The organism is uncultured Kriegella sp., from assembly GCF_963975415.1.
Lineage (GTDB): Bacteria > Bacteroidota > Bacteroidia > Flavobacteriales > Flavobacteriaceae > Kriegella.
The window spans coordinates 188,071-203,387 of record NZ_CAXBGN010000008.1; the positions used below are offsets into that span (position 1 = coordinate 188,071).

A 15,317-nucleotide genomic window follows, 5' to 3' on the forward strand; every position below is an offset into this window, starting at 1 on the left:
TCGATTGGGTGTGTTCATGCATATAAAAACGCTGTAATAAGGGGGGGAGCTATAGGCCCGCTAGACCTGATGGGGGTACGGTACAACTTTCTAGTACTTTATAAGCAGGTCATCGGGCGATAGTCGGTACTGTTCTAAATGAAGGTGTTTCTAAATTTTGTTCCGGTAACTATTATTCTGCTAAAATTTGCTCAGCAAGTGCTTTGTTGGGGCAATTCTTGACTTTTAGAATGACATCTTCTCCTTTGAGTTCCCCCTCGATAAAATAGGTTTTGCATCCTTTCGATTTGGTATCACTACGTCTAAAATCAACATCGCCACCGGTCAATAGAGAAGTAATGTCAAGAGAATCTAGTTCCTTCGTTTCAATCATCGCTTTGATTTCTTCGGAATAGGATAGCGGTTTCGATCGAATATCTTTTAAGGTTCTACAGTTTGGGAAATAGCAAAACTCCGTTCCGGTTTCCGCTGACTTTTTTTTAAGGAAAAAAGCCAAGAAAACGATGCCTATGGCCAAACCAATCATATAAAACCCCAAGCGTTTTAAAAAATCCATAAACTAGAAAATTAAAAAATAAGGAAATTGATGTCACTGTATTGTAAATCGAACCATTCCCCAACTGATTTACTGGTTAAAATACCGTGGTACATATATAGGCCGTTACGGAGGCCCTTGTCGAAACGCAGCGAATTTTCAAGACCGCCATCTTCTCCGAGTTTCAGTAGATAAGGCGTGAAAATATTGCTTATTGAAATTGAGGCTGTCTTTGGATAGCGAGAAGGAATGTTGGGAACTCCATAATGGATAACTCCATATTTCTCGATTGTAGGTTTATTGTGGCTCGTAATTTCGCTAGACTCGAAGCAGCCACCCATGTCAATGCTGACATCAATAATTACGGCACCTTTTTTCATGTGTTCGACCATGGTATTCGAAACGACTACGGGAGACCTATCGGTTCCTCGCACGGCACCGATGGCTACATCGCAACGTTTTAAAGCCTTAAGCAAGTTTTTTGGTTGAATAGTAGAGGTGTAAATGGTCTGTTTTAGATTTGTTTGAATATTTCTTAGTTTGGTAATCGAATTATCGAAGACTTTTATGTTGGCACCTAAGCCTATTGCCGACCTAGAAGCAAATTCGCCAACAGTTCCGGCTCCAATGATTACTACTTCCACGGGTGGTACGCCACTGATGTTTCCGAACATTAGGCCGTTACCTTTGTTCGTTGCGGCCATAATCTCTGAAGCGATAAGTACTGACGAAATTCCGGCAATCTCACTTAGTGAACGAACAGCGGGGTATTTACCATCTTCATCACGAATATATTCAAAGGCTATGCCAGTGATTCGCTTTTTGGCCATTTCCTCGAAATACTCTTTATACTGTGTTTTAATTTGAAGCGCTGAAATGACTATTGCTTGCGGGTTGATCATTGCGATTTCAGCAAGGGTGGGAGGCTCGACTTTTAAGAGTAGCGGGCATGAGAAAACCTTCTTCGTGTCTCTAGTGATTTCAGCACCCGCATTGGTGTAGTCAACATCGGTATAATTGGCACCTTCGCCTGCGCCTGCTTCGATTAATACACGATGCCCATTACTTGTAATGGCATTTATGGCATCAGGGGTAAGACAAATTCGTTTTTCCTGATATTGGTTTTCTTTGGGGATTCCTATAAAAAGTTCTCCTTTCTGTTTGAGTACTTCCAAAGTTTCTTCCTGAGGCAGTAATTGCTGTTTGCTAAAAGGAGAGGTGGGTTGGTTCATATGGCGTAAGTCTGGAATCCAAGGAAAAGATTCGTGCCAAATTTACAACATTTTAAGATAAAATCAGCTGCCTAAACGGGAATAGAAAGGGGACTGTTACTGCAATTGCTCGATTAGAACCAACTTTGCAAAACATGTCGAACCTGATGGAAAATATTGTTTAGGCCTTTGGTCGGCACAGTCTGTTCGATACCTTGGTCGTTGTCAGTATTGGTTTCTTTTCCATTAAATTCATCTTTTATGGGGGCATCAAGCGTACTGTTCAGTCCTTGCTTTTCTTTTAAAATTTTTAATTCGGCCTCCATTGCCTCAAGATCAATACCGTGAACATATCTATCCACCAATTTTACCCTGATAAAATATACGATGGGTATGATAACCATACATACCGCAACTAAATAGAGTATTTCGTTTTCGTCAATTTTACTAGCATCTTCACTGAAAACACTGTAAAGCTGAAAAGCATACATTGAAATTGGTATCAGAATGATGTGGTACCACCAATTTTTTGCAGTCGTAAACCAGATAATAAGTAATGCTAACGGAATTAATTTGCTTAAATAAAAGTAGAAAGCTACTGTTATATCATCATAACCATTGTTCGAAAAAGTGATTCCGAGTATCGACCACGTATTATCAGAAGTTACGGGAAGGTATTTATAAGAGTAGAATAAAATAGGGGAAATGGCAATTAAAAGGGCAAATAGCCCTTCAATTATCAATTTTTTTTTAATGCGATTTCTGTTAGACATATATACCTAACACAAAAATACAAATATTATTATATAGACAGGGCAGTACACAAATTTTGTACTGCCCTAATCACAATAATTATATGTTATGGATATATTAGGCTCTAATATTTTTTTTGGAAATATCTCTATCAATGCTCTGTGTTTGGTAAATGCTATCTTCTTCGGCAGTAGATGCGGAAGTACAAGAAGCGGCCAACAATGATACACTAGCTAAGACGGCGAATAGAACTTTTTTGGTTTTCATTTTCGAGGGTTTTTAATGTTAAAAATTGGTTTTTAATTGACGCAAATGTAATCAAAGTCAATCCAAAAAAACACTTATGAAGTTAAAAATAATGCATTTCAACCTATAAAACGGTGTTTTTGTCGAATTTATTGCTTTTCTTCAAATTTTTTATAATGACAGGCAATCATCAAGCACTGAAGCTTATGCATGCCAAGATCTGTTGGGTCTAAGTGGTTGGAAAATTAATTTTCGACACTTTAATGCCTTTTGAAGCATTCAAATTGTTCAAAAAAAGACGTAAAAATGATGTTGGGGGGGGGTATGTTATCGACTTATAATTTTAAGTTTTCGGGTGTCGGCACCGAGTACTTCCAAAAGAATAGTAGTGGAATCTTCAGGGAGAAAAGATTTTATTTTTTCAGGCCATTCAATAAAAACCCAGGCATTTTGGTTTAAATAATCTTCTAAACCTAGATCCAATGCTTCGGTCTCGTCGTTCAATCTGTAGAAGTCAAAGTGATACGCTAAAAGTGTTCCGCTTTCTGAGTGGTACTCATTTACAATACCAAAAGTAGGACTATTGGCATTGTCTTCCCCTCCTAACTGTTTGACCAAAACTTTTATCAGCGTAGTCTTTCCTGCTCCCATGTCACCATAGAAACAAAGTGTCTTAGATTTTGTATTTGTAAGGAGTTGTCGAGCGACTTTTTGAATTTGACTCTTATTAAAGTTTATTTCCATACAGTAATTGCGAATTTATCTTGGGTCAAGAACTACAAAGGGTATGATCATCTCTTCAAGTGAAACACCTCCGTGTTGATAGGTATTTCTATAATAACTTACATAATGGTTGTAGTTATTAGGATAAGCAAAAAACAAATCATTCTTTGCAAAAATAAAAGAACTGCTCATATTAATACTTGGTAAATGAATCTTTGCCGGATGTTTTACCTCTAATACATCTTTGTCTTCATAAGTAAGACTACGTCCTGTTTTATAACGAAGGTTCAAGCTGGTCTCTTTGTCTCCAATTACTTTTGAGGGCTGCTTTACGTTGATTGTTCCATGATCTGTGGTGATAATCAATTTAAGGCCCATGTTCTGGGCTTGTTGAATGATTTCAAGCAGCGGCGAATTTTTAAACCAGCTTTGGGTCAAAGAGCGATAGGCCTTGTCGTTTGAAGCCAGCTCTTTTATGACTTCCATTTCGGTTTTGGAGTGCGAGAGCATGTCGACAAAATTGTAGACGATTACCGTTAGGTCATTATCCTTCTGCGATTTAAAATTTTGCGACAACTGCTTTCCTTGTCTGAGACTGCTTATTTTATGGTATTCCCATTTAATGTCAAGACCGAGCCGTTTGATTTGTTCTCCTAAAAATTTGTCTTCATAAAGGTTTTTTCCGCCGTCATCGGTATCATTTCGCCACCATTGGGGGTATTTCCTTTCCATATCCAAAGGGGTGAGGCCTGAGAAAATGGCATTGCGGGCGTATTGTGTTGCAGTAGGCAGTATACTGTAATAAGAATCCTCCTTTATTTTTTTATAAAATGAGGTAATCGTATCTTCAAAAGCATACCATTGATCATAACGTAAGTTGTCAATGACGACCAAAAGTGTAGGTGCGTTTTTAAGTTCGGGGTATACCCACTCTTTAAAAAGGGTGTGTGACATTATCGGGGAATCGGTATTATTGAACCAATCTCCGTAATTTTTGTCAACAAATTTTCCGAATTGGTTGTTGGCTTCCGATTTTTGGGACTCCAAAATCTCAAACATACCCGAGTCTTCGATTTCCTCAAGACGTAGCTCCCAGTAAATCAATTTTTTATAAAGATCGGCCCATTCCTTAAAGCTATCTACCATTGCCAGGTCCATCGCAATCTTTCGAAACTCCTGCTGATAATTCGCGGTCGTCTTTTCGGAAACTAGGCGCGAGTGGTCTAAATTTTTCTTGAGCGATAAAAGAATTTGATTCGGATTGACAGGTTTTATCAGATAATCCGCAATTTTTGACCCGATGGCTTCCTCCATGATGAATTCTTCTTCACTTTTGGTAATCATGACCACTGGCAACGACGAATCTAGAGCTTTGATCTCGCTAAGTGTTTCGAGACCAGAGATACCCGGCATGTTCTCATCTAAAAAAACGATATCTGCCCGGGTATTGGAAAGCTCCTGCAATGCCTCTTGACCACTTCGACAGGTGACAACTTTGTAGTTCTTGGCTTGTAAAAAAAGTATATGTGGTTTTAAAAGGTCAATCTCATCATCGACCCAAAGTATTGTTATCTTGTTCATTTAGTACCTATATTTACCGTCAATTAAGAACAGATTTTGACAAATTCAAAAAAACTAAAAATATTCAATGATCCAATTTACGGATTTATTGGTATTCCGGATCCTCTTATATTTAGTCTGATAGAGCATCCCTATTTTCAGCGTTTACGCAGAATTTCCCAAATGGGACTTTCTTATTTGGTGTATCCAGGTGCACATCATACGAGGTTTCATCATGCACTGGGAAGTATGCACTTGATGGAAAAATCGATTCAAATACTTCGTTTTAAGGGTGTTGAAATTACTGATGAAGAATCGCAGGCTTTGCTTTGTGCAATTTTATTACATGATATTGGGCATGGTCCGTTTTCTCATGCCATGGAACATAGTATTGTTGAAAGTACGAGCCATGAGTATATTTCGTTGCTTTTTATGAAAGCGTTGAACGACAAGTTTAACGGAAGTTTAACGATGGCCATAGAAATTTTTCAAGGCAAGTACGAAAAGAAGTTTATGAACCAATTGGTGTCTAGTCAATTGGATATGGATCGTTTAGATTATTTAAAACGAGACAGTTTCTATACCGGGGTTGCTGAAGGAAACATTAATGCCGAGAGGTTGATTACGATGTTGAACATAATAGACGGCAATTTGGTTATTGAAGAAAAAGGAATTTACTCGGTCGAGAAATTTTTAATGGCTAGACGATTTATGTATTGGCAAGTTTATCTTCATAAAACAGGAATCGTAGGGGAACAACTTTTAAACAGAATATTACAGCGGGCTAAAGAACTTACCGTTGCCGGTGTAGCTGTTGATTGTGGCAAATCACTATTGTTTTTTATGAAAAACAGTGTTACAAAAGAGGGTTTTAATTTGGAAGTTTTAAATGTATTCGCTCAACTTGATGATATAGATGTACTTGCCGCCATTAAGAAATGGCAAACACATGACGATTTTGTTTTGTCTCGATTGTGTAAGATGCTTATAAATCGAAGATTGCTACACATCAAATTGAAAAACAAACCTATTGACAAAGTTAAAATAGACAAGCATTTCAACAATCTGAAGAAAAAGTATGGGCTTTCTGATACCGAGACCGAATACTTTGTTTTTTCCGGTTCTATTGAAAATAGGGCTTATGACCTAAATAGGCAGAATATAAATATTCTAAAAAAAGATAAAAAGATCGTTGATGTAGCCAAGGCCTCGGATCATTTGAATTTAAAGGCTTTATCGAAAACAGTGACCAAGCATTATTTTTGTTACCCAAAGTCTCAAATCATCTTTGATTGAAAACTAGTTCTGCAAATGCTTGTGACGAGTGGAAATAGATGGTAAACTGCCATTTTATAGCAGTAACAAACTTTGAACGGAATGTGACAGAAGTTTTTTCAATAGGTTTCCGATTAACAATTTTTCTTACATTTGTCTCCATGGTATTTACAGCAGTTCAGATTGCAGATATTTTGGAAGGTGAAATAGAGGGTGACCCTGAGATAGCCGTTCACAAACTCGCGAAAATTGAAGAGGGTGAAAAAGGGTCTTTGACTTTTTTGGCGAACCCGAAATATACGTCATATATCTACACGACTAAGGCTTCTATTACTATTGTAAACAAAGATTTTACCCCTGAACAGCATCTTCAGACGACCTTGATAAAGGTTGATGATGCTTACAAGTCTTTTTCTAAATTATTGGAATATTACAATGAAGTGAAAAACAATAAAGTAGGGATTGAAGAACCTGTTTTCAAGGCGGAGACCGTTAATTATGGTGCCAATTTTTACTTGGGGGCGTTTTCCTATTTAGGAAATAATGTTCAAATTGGTGATAATGTGAAGGTTTATCCCAATGCATATATTGGAGATAATGTTTCGATAGGTGACAATGTGGTCATCTTTGCAGGAGCCAAAATATATTCAGAAACGGTTATTGGAAATAACTGTGTCGTGCATAGTGGTGTTGTAATTGGTGCAGACGGTTTTGGTTTTACGCCTAACGAAAAAGGGGAGTTTAGCAAAGTACCGCAAACAGGAAATGTAATTCTTGAAGATAATGTCGACATCGGCGCGGGCACTACTATTGATAGAGCCACTTTGGGTTCTACAATTTTACGAAAAGGAGTAAAGCTCGACAATCAGATACAAATTGCCCATAACGTTGAAATCGGTGAGAACACGGTAATTGCGGCGCAAACAGGTATTGCAGGTTCCACGAAGATCGGAAAAAGATGTATGATAGGGGGCCAAGTGGGTATCGTGGGGCATATCGTTATTGGTGATAACGTACGAATTCAAGCGCAATCAGGCATTGGAAGAAATGTAAAAGATAATGAAGTACTGCAGGGATCTCCCGCTTTGAATTATGGAGAGTACAACAAGTCGTATGTGCACTTTAAAAACTTACCTAAGATTATAAATAGAATTGACCAATTGGATAAAGGAACTCATGGAGAGCAATACAAGTAATAAACAACGCACAATCAAGAAAGAGGTCACCTTGAAAGGGGTAGGCCTGCATACAGGAGCAAACGTTACCCTTAAATTCTTGCCCGCTTCAGAGAATCATGGCTACGCCTTTAAACGCGTTGACCTTGAGGGTGAACCCGTTATCGAGGCAGATGCCAATTACGTTGTAAATACGCAAAGAGGTACCAATTTAGAAAAACGAGGGGTAAAAATTCAAACATCGGAACATGTTTTGGCTGCACTTGTAGGCCTAGAGATCGATAATGTTCTTATTGAATTAGATTCGCCAGAACCACCTATTTTAGATGGCTCATCGAAGTTTTTTGTGGAAGCTTTGGAGGAGGCCGGACTCGTTGAGCAAGACGCCGTACGGGAAGAATATGTGGTAAAAGATGTGATGTCTTTTAAAGATGAGGCTACCGGAAGTGAAATTACGGTCATTCCATCAGATAGCTATCAGGTTACCGCTATGGTCGACTTTGGAACAAAAATTCTGGGAACGCAGAACGCAACCTTGGAGAAATTGTCAGATTTTAAGGAAGATATTGCCGATGCCCGTACGTTCAGTTTTTTACATGAATTGGAGATGTTATTGGAAGAAGGGCTTATAAAAGGTGGTGATTTGAACAATGCCATTGTATATGTCGATAAGGAGATATCTGAAGATACCATGAAAAAGCTCGAAAAAGCCTTCAACAAGAAGAAACTTTCGGTAAAGCCAAATGGTATTCTTGATAACCTTACCCTGCATCACCCAAATGAGGCTGCAAGGCATAAACTATTAGATGTTATTGGTGATTTAGCACTGACCGGTACGCGCATAAGGGGAAAAGTTATTGCCAATAAACCTGGACATTATGTGAATACGCAGTTTGCAAAAAAATTATCCAAAATAATAAAGCTGGAGAAAAGAAATAAAATTCCACAATACGACTTGAGCAAGGAGCCTTTGATGGACATTCATCAAATTATGGCGATGCTGCCCCATCGACCTCCCTTTCTGTTGATCGATCGAATTTTGGAACTTTCTGATACCCATGTTGTGGGAATGAAGAATGTAACCATGAACGAACCTTTCTTTGTAGGCCATTTCCCAGGTGCTCCAGTGATGCCAGGGGTTCTTCAGGTAGAGGCAATGGCTCAAACGGGGGGTATTCTTGTATTGAGTACTGTGCCAGATCCAGAAAATTATTTGACCTTTTTTATGAAAATTGATAACGTCAAATTCAAACAAAAGGTTTTGCCGGGCGATACCTTGATTTTTAATTGTACGCTCATTACTCCCATTAGAAGGGGAATTTGCCACATGCAGGCGTATGCCTATGCAAACAACAAATTGGTCTGCGAAGCGGAACTTATGGCACAAATCGCAAAAAAGAAATAAATATGAACCAACCCCTTGCTTACATACACCCGGGAGCTAAAATAGCGAAGAATGTGGTGGTGGAGCCTTTTACGACCATACATAATAATGTAATTATTGGTGATGGAACTTGGATCGGTTCGAACGTGACCATAATGGAAGGTGCCAGAATAGGAAAAAATTGTAACATTTTCCCCGGGGCCGTGATTTCCGCACCTCCTCAAGATTTAAAATATAATGGGGAAGAAACTACCGTTACCATTGGCAACAATACCACAATACGGGAGTGTGCAACGATACATAAAGGAACTTCGGATAGAAATAAAACCGTAATAGGCAAAAATTGTCTGATTATGGCCTATTGTCATATAGCCCATGATTGTATTGTGGGCAACAATTGTATCTTTTCGAACAATTCGACCTTAGCGGGTCACGTGACCATTGGAGACAACGTTATTCTTGCAGGTCTCGTTGCAGTACATCAATTTGTGGCAATAGGACAACATGCCTTCGTTACCGGGGGGTCTTTGGTTCGTAAAGATGTCCCGCCTTTTGTGAAAGCGGCGCGTGAACCTTTATCGTATGTCGGCATTAATTCTGTGGGCTTAAGGCGCAGAGGCTATAAGTCGGAGAAAATTCGGGAAATACAGAACATTTATCGCATCTTGTATCAAAAGAATTACAACAATACCCAAGCCGTTCAGATTATCGAGGCCGAAATGGAGGCGACGCCAGAGCGGGATGAGATTTTACAATTTATTCGAGATTCCCAACGCGGAATCATGAAAGGATATTTTAGTAATAACTAGGTATGATTGGTCGAATTTAGAGCACATAAATAATTTCAATAGTAGTTTTTCTTTTAAGGTTCCAAAAAATAAATTTGGCTCTTTTTGTTTTTAAATTACTGAATATCATAATATTTACCCAACAATATAAAAGTATGGCATCAACATCAGACATTAGAAAAGGATTGTGCATTCGGTACAATAACGATATTTATAAAATCATTGAATTTTTACACGTAAAACCAGGAAAAGGTCCTGCTTTTGTTCGTACAAAACTAAAAAGTGTATCATCTGGGAAGGTTTTAGACAATACGTTTTCTGCAGGACATAAAATCGAAGATGTTCGTGTTGAAACACGTTCCTACCAATTTTTATATGCTGAAGGAGATACATACCACTTCATGAATACCGACGATTACAACCAAATCACATTGCAGGAAAGTTCCTTGGATGCCCCGCAATTGTTAAAGGAAGGGGAAGTTGTAACCATATTGTTCAATACCGAAGATAGTATGCCTTTATCCGTTGATATGCCTGCCAGTGTGGTTTTAGAAGTAACCTATACAGAGCCTGGTGTTAAAGGTAATACGGCAACAAATGCAACGAAACCGGCGAAAGTTGAAACTGGTGCAGAAGTTAATGTCCCCCTTTTTATCAATGAAGGTGATAAAATTAAGATAGATACCGAGAAAGGAAATTACATGGAGCGGGTCAAAGAATAGGTAATCTTGGTCGCTTTTCGATGGTAAACTACTAACCTCAAAATTTGTTATGAAATTTCCGAATCCGCATACTTTAAGACAAATTGCCACGATTATTGGCTCTGAGTATGTAGGTGAAGATGATTTCCCGGTTTTGGGTATGAACGAGATTCATGTGGTCGAATCGGGTGATATTGTTTTCGTAGATCATCCCAAATATTATGATAAGGCATTACAAAGCAAGGCTACCGTTGTTTTAATTAATAAGCAAGTCGATTGCCCTGAGAAAAAAGCACTGCTAATTTCAGACGATCCTTTTCGTGATTTTAATGTATTGACCCAATTTTTCAAGCCTTTTGAAAAATCTAACAATTTAATTTCTACTTCAGCTAGTATAGGAGAAGGTACAGTAATTCAACCAAATACATTTATTGGCAATAATGTAAAAATAGGTAGCGGATGTCTTATTCACTCCAATGTCTCCATTTACGATAACTGTGTAATCGGTAATAATGTAATCATTCATTCGGGTTCGGTATTGGGTTCCGATGCGTTTTATTATAAGAATAGACCTGAAGGCTTAGATAAATTGAAATCGGGTGGCCGTGTTGTACTGGAAGATAATGTGGAAATAGGAGCGCTTTGTTCTATAGATAAAGGGGTAACGGGAGATACTCGTATTAAAAAAGGGACGAAGCTAGATAATCAGGTGCACGTAGGCCATGATACCGTTATTGGTGAAAAATGTCTAATTGCATCGCAGACGGGAATTGCCGGCTGTGTAATCATAGAAGATGAAGTGACCCTATGGGGTCAAGTAGGAACTAATAGTGGCATCACTATTGGAAAAAAGGCCGTTATTATGGGGCAAACAGGGGTTACAAAATCGGTTCCTGGAGGGAAAAGCTATTTCGGAACACCGATAGAAGAATCCCGAGAAAAATTGAAACAATTGGCCTATGTTAAAAAGATTCCTTCCATTTTAAAAAGATTGGATGAATAAATTAAGCAAAGATTGCTTCGGAATTCAAGGCAAACCTATATTTTTGTGCAGTTATAAATAAACAATAAATAAAATGAGCGTTCTAGTCAACAAAAACTCCAAAATAATTGTCCAAGGCTTTACAGGTAGCGAAGGAACCTTTCATGCCGAACAAATGATTGAATATGGTACCAATGTTGTTGGTGGCGTGACCCCTGGAAAAGGAGGACAAGAACATCTGGGCAGGCCCGTTTTTAATACCGTGGCCGAAGCTGTAGAAAAAGTTGGCGCCGATACCTCTATTATATTTGTACCTCCGGCTTTTGCGGCTGACGCCATTATGGAAGCCGCCAATGCGGGTATAAAAGTGATTATCACCATAACGGAGGGCATTCCTGTGGCAGATATGGTAAAAGCGGCAGCTTATATAAAAGATAGGGATTGTAGGTTGGTCGGTCCCAATTGCCCTGGAGTTATAACTCCTGAAGAGGCCAAAGTTGGTATTATGCCCGGCTTTGTATTTAAAAAAGGAAATGTCGGAATCGTTTCAAAATCAGGAACACTTACGTATGAAGCAGCTGATCAAGTGGTGCGACAAGGTCTGGGTATAACAACGGCAATTGGTATTGGTGGTGACCCCATTATTGGAACTACGACCAAAGAAGCGGTAGAATTGTTGATAAATGATCCCGAGACAGAGTGTGTAGTCATGATCGGTGAAATTGGAGGACAGTTGGAAGCTGATGCGGCAAAATGGTATAAAGAAAGTGGTAGTAAAAAACCTATCGTAGGATTTATCGCTGGGGAAACCGCACCTGCAGGTAGAACCATGGGGCACGCAGGCGCTATAGTAGGTGGTAGTGATGATACCGCTCAGGCAAAGAAGCGTATTATGACGGAATGTGGAATCAATGTTGTAGATTCTCCTGCAGAAATAGGTTTAAAAGTGAAAGAAGTAATGCGTTAATTTACCTTTCGGAAATACAATGTCTTAAAAGGTGTTATAGGAATAAATCCCGTTTATCGCGGGATTTTTTTTCGCCTTTATGTGAAACAAAACTTATATTTGATAAACGACTAAGCAAATTACATTAAGAATGAAAATTTTAGAAGACAAGAACGTAATCATCACGGGAGCAAGTAGAGGAATAGGCAGGGGAATTGCTGAAATATTTGCCGATCACGGTGCCAATGTAGCTTTTACTTATAGCTCCAGTGAAAAACCAGCTCTAGAATTGGAGAAGGCTTTGGTGCAGAAGGGCGTTAAGGCAAAAGCTTATAAAAGTAATGCCGCTAGTTTTGCCGAATCGGAAAAATTAGTAGCCGAAATCTTGGCCGATTTTGGGGGTATCGATGTGCTTATCAATAATGCCGGGATTACAAAAGACAATTTGCTGATGCGTATGTCTGAGGAAGATTTTGATACCGTAATCGAAATTAACCTTAAATCAATTTTTAATATGACCAAGGCCGTTCAGCGTACCCTTCTAAAGCAACGCAAAGGTTCTATTATCAATATGAGCAGCGTGGTCGGTGTCAAGGGAAATGCAGGTCAGACCAACTATGCGGCATCAAAAGCCGGAATGATAGGTTTTACGAAATCGGTAGCGCTTGAATTGGGTTCAAGAAATATACGATGTAATGCCATTGCACCCGGATTTATAGAAACAGAAATGACAGGTAAATTAGATGAAAAAACGGTTCAGGGTTGGCGAGAGGCCATTCCATTGAAAAGAGGAGGTACCCCAGAAGATATTGCGAATGCTTGCCTTTTCTTTGCTTCCGATCTTTCGGCTTATGTTACAGGTCAGGTTTTGAATGTTGACGGGGGTATGTTGACTTAAGGCGTAAATACTTAAAATGGAGTATTCTGTGCGCGTAAAATAGTAGGGATAATGATTGGAAAGCAGAATAAGAAGGAAGATTTCGAGAAGAGAGATAAATAGCGGATGCAGGTCGTAACTTTATTGTGGATTCTTTTAGCAGCCATAGCGGCCTTGGCCATTGTATTTTTACAATACTATTATCGGTCGAAGAAAAATGGGAGATTATCTCTTTTGCTCTCATTTCTACGTTTCATAGCAATTTTTGGTTTGCTTTTGCTCCTTATCAATCCTAAATTCTCAAAGTTCGATTATACCTTGGAGAAGGTCAATTTGGTCGTGCTAACCGATAACTCTACTTCCGTAGCCCCATTCCATGACATCATAAACGCTATTTTAAATAAAATTGGGTCCGATGCTCAAATCAAAGAGCGGTTCAATGTTAAATACTATCAATTTGGTTCCAATTTAAGTGAAATGGATAGTCTGTCCTTTCGGGAAACCAATACCGATATTGGTAGAGCACTTTCGGCTACAAACGATATTTATGCTACTTCGAAGGCGGCTGCCATACTCTTGACCGATGGCAACCAGACCTTAGGTGAAAATTATGAGTTTTCAGGAACACACCTCAAACTTCCTGTGTATTCTGTCGTAGTCGGCGACACCACGAAATACGAAGATTTAGGCATCGGCCAAATAAATGCGAACCGATATGCATTTTTAAAAAACAAATTTCCGCTTGAGGTTCATGTCACGTACAATGGGCCGGGCAACCGTAGTTCGCTGAGTATTTCCATCAATGGCAGCAATGTGCATCGTGAAACAATCGACTTCTCCAAAGGTAATGGCAACAGCGTAGTCAATGTGCTTTTAAATGCAGCTTCCGTTGGAACTAAAAATATTCAGGTGACTATAAACCCTTTAGAAAGTGAGCGAAATACAGCTAATAATGCCAAGAATGCTATTGTAGAGGTCATTGATGAAAAAACGAATATTACAATTGTTTCAGATGTATTACATCCTGACATAGGGACTTTAAAAAAAGCCATCGAATCGAACGAACAACGTTCAGTTAATATTAAAAAACCAAGCGAGACAATCAAAGAGGTAGACAATGTTGATCTTTTTGTTTTGTATCAACCAAATCGGGCTTTTGCACCTGTTTATGATTATATCGAAAAAAAGAACACCGGTGTGATTACTATAACGGGAACCAAGACAGATTTTAATTTTTTGAACACGATACAAAAACGGTTTCGAATTGAGGATAATTATCCGGTTCAAGAAGTATTTTCAGTTAAGAACGAAGCTTTTTCTAAGTTTGATATCTCCGATTTTTCTTTAGAAGATTTTCCACCGCTTGAAAGTAGTGCGGGCCCCATTGGTCTAGAAGGAGAGCATACGACACTCTTAAAAATGCAAATAAAGGGAGTGGATATGTCTAGTCCGTTGTTCGCTATTTTAGAAGGAAACAATAGACGAGAGGCCGTGCTTTTTGGAGAAAACCTTTGGAAATGGCGCGTACAGAGTTATCGAAATAACCGTGATTTTAAAAATTTTGATGATTTTATCGGCAAGCTTATATTGTATCTGTCCTCATCAAAATCAAAGAGTCGATTGAATGTAGACTACAATGCCATCTATCAAGGCAGTAACGATGTTAAAATTTCTGCCACCTATTTCGATGAAGCCTTTGTTTTTGATGGAAATGCAGATATTTCGATAAATGTTACAAATGAAGACAATATAATTGATCGTGAATTTCCGCTATTGCTTAAAGGGGGATTTTATGAAGTTGACCTAGGTAGTTTACCAGTGGGCAATTATAGTTTTAAAGTATCCGTGGAAAATAAAAATCAATCAAAATCAGGAAACTTCACCATCATGGATTTTGATGTAGAAAAGCAGTTTTCGTCGAGTAACTATATGAAATTGAACCAACTCTCAAAAGATTCTGAGGGTGCGGTTTATTTTCCGGCCCATATAGATTCGTTGATTCAAAATATGAGTAGTGATGAGCGGTTTGTGCCCACCCAAAAAGGCAAGGAAAATATCGTATCTTTGATTGATTTTCGATTTTTATTGGCGCTAATCGCAACGGCGTTAGCTTTGGAATGGACGATTCGAAAATATAATGGATTAATCTAAAAACAATAGA

Annotated in this window: 15 protein-coding genes; 9 read left to right on the forward strand and 6 right to left on the reverse strand. The window is 38.6% G+C overall.

Annotated elements, in window-relative coordinates; translation table 11 throughout:
• Positions 1-172: 172 nt before the first annotated feature.
• The 6 genes from AACZ88_RS17285 to AACZ88_RS17310 form a co-directional block, all read right to left on the reverse strand.
• Positions 173-556 (reverse strand): DUF4258 domain-containing protein, encoded by a 384-nt coding sequence (locus tag AACZ88_RS17285; RefSeq protein WP_339712863.1) that lies wholly within the window; start codon positions 554-556, stop codon positions 173-175.
• 11 nt (positions 557-567) lie between these two features.
• Complete coding sequence (locus AACZ88_RS17290) at positions 568-1,767, reverse strand: alanine dehydrogenase (RefSeq protein ID WP_339712865.1); 1,200 nt, start codon at positions 1,765-1,767, stop codon at positions 568-570.
• Between the two features lie 113 nt (positions 1,768-1,880).
• The gene (locus AACZ88_RS17295) at positions 1,881-2,519 is read right to left on the reverse strand and encodes a hypothetical protein (RefSeq protein WP_339712868.1); all 639 of its coding nucleotides are present in this window, start codon (positions 2,517-2,519) and stop codon (positions 1,881-1,883) included.
• A 97-nt stretch (positions 2,520-2,616) separates the two neighbouring features.
• Complete coding sequence (locus AACZ88_RS17300; protein WP_339712870.1) at positions 2,617-2,766, reverse strand: hypothetical protein; 150 nt, start codon at positions 2,764-2,766, stop codon at positions 2,617-2,619.
• A 306-nt stretch (positions 2,767-3,072) separates the two neighbouring features.
• Positions 3,073-3,489: a tRNA (adenosine(37)-N6)-threonylcarbamoyltransferase complex ATPase subunit type 1 TsaE gene (tsaE, locus tag AACZ88_RS17305; RefSeq protein WP_339712873.1), complete on the reverse strand. Its 417-nt coding sequence runs from the start codon at positions 3,487-3,489 to the stop codon at positions 3,073-3,075.
• Positions 3,490-3,504: 15 nt separating this feature from the next.
• Positions 3,505-5,049 carry a response regulator gene (locus AACZ88_RS17310; protein ID WP_339712875.1) on the reverse strand — a complete coding sequence of 515 codons (1,545 nt, stop codon included), beginning with the start codon at positions 5,047-5,049 and terminating at the stop codon, positions 3,505-3,507.
• A 36-nt stretch (positions 5,050-5,085) separates the two neighbouring features.
• Here AACZ88_RS17310 and AACZ88_RS17315 point away from each other — a divergent pair, with 36 nt between their 5' ends.
• The 9 genes from AACZ88_RS17315 (at position 5,086) to AACZ88_RS17355 (ending at position 15,307) form a co-directional block, all read left to right on the forward strand.
• Positions 5,086-6,324 (forward strand): HD domain-containing protein, encoded by a 1,239-nt coding sequence (locus tag AACZ88_RS17315; RefSeq protein ID WP_339712878.1) that lies wholly within the window; start codon positions 5,086-5,088, stop codon positions 6,322-6,324.
• Positions 6,325-6,464: 140 nt separating this feature from the next.
• Positions 6,465-7,499 carry a UDP-3-O-(3-hydroxymyristoyl)glucosamine N-acyltransferase gene (gene lpxD / locus AACZ88_RS17320; protein ID WP_339712881.1) on the forward strand — a complete coding sequence of 345 codons (1,035 nt, stop codon included), beginning with the start codon at positions 6,465-6,467 and terminating at the stop codon, positions 7,497-7,499.
• Complete coding sequence (locus AACZ88_RS17325) at positions 7,480-8,883, forward strand: bifunctional UDP-3-O-[3-hydroxymyristoyl] N-acetylglucosamine deacetylase/3-hydroxyacyl-ACP dehydratase (protein ID WP_339712884.1); 1,404 nt, start codon at positions 7,480-7,482, stop codon at positions 8,881-8,883. Before lpxD ends, AACZ88_RS17325 begins: the two co-directional genes overlap by 20 nt.
• A gap of 2 nt (positions 8,884-8,885) precedes the next feature.
• Positions 8,886-9,671, forward strand: a complete 786-nt coding sequence (gene lpxA, locus AACZ88_RS17330; protein WP_339712886.1) for an acyl-ACP--UDP-N-acetylglucosamine O-acyltransferase — start codon at positions 8,886-8,888, stop codon at positions 9,669-9,671.
• Positions 9,672-9,805: 134 nt separating this feature from the next.
• The gene (gene efp, locus AACZ88_RS17335; protein ID WP_339712889.1) at positions 9,806-10,372 is read left to right on the forward strand and encodes an elongation factor P; all 567 of its coding nucleotides are present in this window, start codon (positions 9,806-9,808) and stop codon (positions 10,370-10,372) included.
• A gap of 49 nt (positions 10,373-10,421) precedes the next feature.
• Positions 10,422-11,354: a UDP-3-O-(3-hydroxymyristoyl)glucosamine N-acyltransferase gene (locus AACZ88_RS17340; protein WP_339712892.1), complete on the forward strand. Its 933-nt coding sequence runs from the start codon at positions 10,422-10,424 to the stop codon at positions 11,352-11,354.
• Positions 11,355-11,427: 73 nt separating this feature from the next.
• Positions 11,428-12,300 (forward strand): succinate--CoA ligase subunit alpha, encoded by an 873-nt coding sequence (sucD, locus tag AACZ88_RS17345; RefSeq protein WP_339712894.1) that lies wholly within the window; start codon positions 11,428-11,430, stop codon positions 12,298-12,300.
• A 130-nt stretch (positions 12,301-12,430) separates the two neighbouring features.
• Positions 12,431-13,177: a 3-oxoacyl-[acyl-carrier-protein] reductase gene (gene fabG / locus AACZ88_RS17350; protein WP_339712897.1), complete on the forward strand. Its 747-nt coding sequence runs from the start codon at positions 12,431-12,433 to the stop codon at positions 13,175-13,177.
• 105 nt (positions 13,178-13,282) lie between these two features.
• A complete protein-coding gene (locus AACZ88_RS17355) occupies positions 13,283-15,307 on the forward strand; it encodes a VWA domain-containing protein (RefSeq protein ID WP_339712900.1) in 2,025 nt (674 codons plus the stop codon).
• Positions 15,308-15,317: the final 10 nt, after the last annotated feature.

What these genes read in the sequence shown, in the direction of transcription:
- AACZ88_RS17285 (WP_339712863.1), bottom strand. Translation starts at nt 556, where the DNA reads ATGGATTTTTTAAAACGCTTGGGGTTTTATATGATTGGTTTGGCCATA.
- AACZ88_RS17290 (WP_339712865.1), bottom strand. Translation starts at nt 1,767, where the DNA reads ATGAACCAACCCACCTCTCCTTTTAGCAAACAGCAATTACTGCCTCAG.
- AACZ88_RS17295 (WP_339712868.1), bottom strand. Translation starts at nt 2,519, where the DNA reads ATGTCTAACAGAAATCGCATTAAAAAAAAATTGATAATTGAAGGGCTA.
- AACZ88_RS17300 (WP_339712870.1), bottom strand. Translation starts at nt 2,766, where the DNA reads ATGAAAACCAAAAAAGTTCTATTCGCCGTCTTAGCTAGTGTATCATTG.
- tsaE (WP_339712873.1), bottom strand. Translation starts at nt 3,489, where the DNA reads ATGGAAATAAACTTTAATAAGAGTCAAATTCAAAAAGTCGCTCGACAA.
- AACZ88_RS17310 (WP_339712875.1), bottom strand. Translation starts at nt 5,049, where the DNA reads ATGAACAAGATAACAATACTTTGGGTCGATGATGAGATTGACCTTTTA.
- lpxD (WP_339712881.1), top strand. Translation starts at nt 6,465, where the DNA reads ATGGTATTTACAGCAGTTCAGATTGCAGATATTTTGGAAGGTGAAATA.
- AACZ88_RS17325 (WP_339712884.1), top strand. Translation starts at nt 7,480, where the DNA reads ATGGAGAGCAATACAAGTAATAAACAACGCACAATCAAGAAAGAGGTC.
- lpxA (WP_339712886.1), top strand. Translation starts at nt 8,886, where the DNA reads ATGAACCAACCCCTTGCTTACATACACCCGGGAGCTAAAATAGCGAAG.
- efp (WP_339712889.1), top strand. Translation starts at nt 9,806, where the DNA reads ATGGCATCAACATCAGACATTAGAAAAGGATTGTGCATTCGGTACAAT.
- AACZ88_RS17340 (WP_339712892.1), top strand. Translation starts at nt 10,422, where the DNA reads ATGAAATTTCCGAATCCGCATACTTTAAGACAAATTGCCACGATTATT.
- sucD (WP_339712894.1), top strand. Translation starts at nt 11,428, where the DNA reads ATGAGCGTTCTAGTCAACAAAAACTCCAAAATAATTGTCCAAGGCTTT.
- fabG (WP_339712897.1), top strand. Translation starts at nt 12,431, where the DNA reads ATGAAAATTTTAGAAGACAAGAACGTAATCATCACGGGAGCAAGTAGA.
- AACZ88_RS17355 (WP_339712900.1), top strand. Translation starts at nt 13,283, where the DNA reads ATGCAGGTCGTAACTTTATTGTGGATTCTTTTAGCAGCCATAGCGGCC.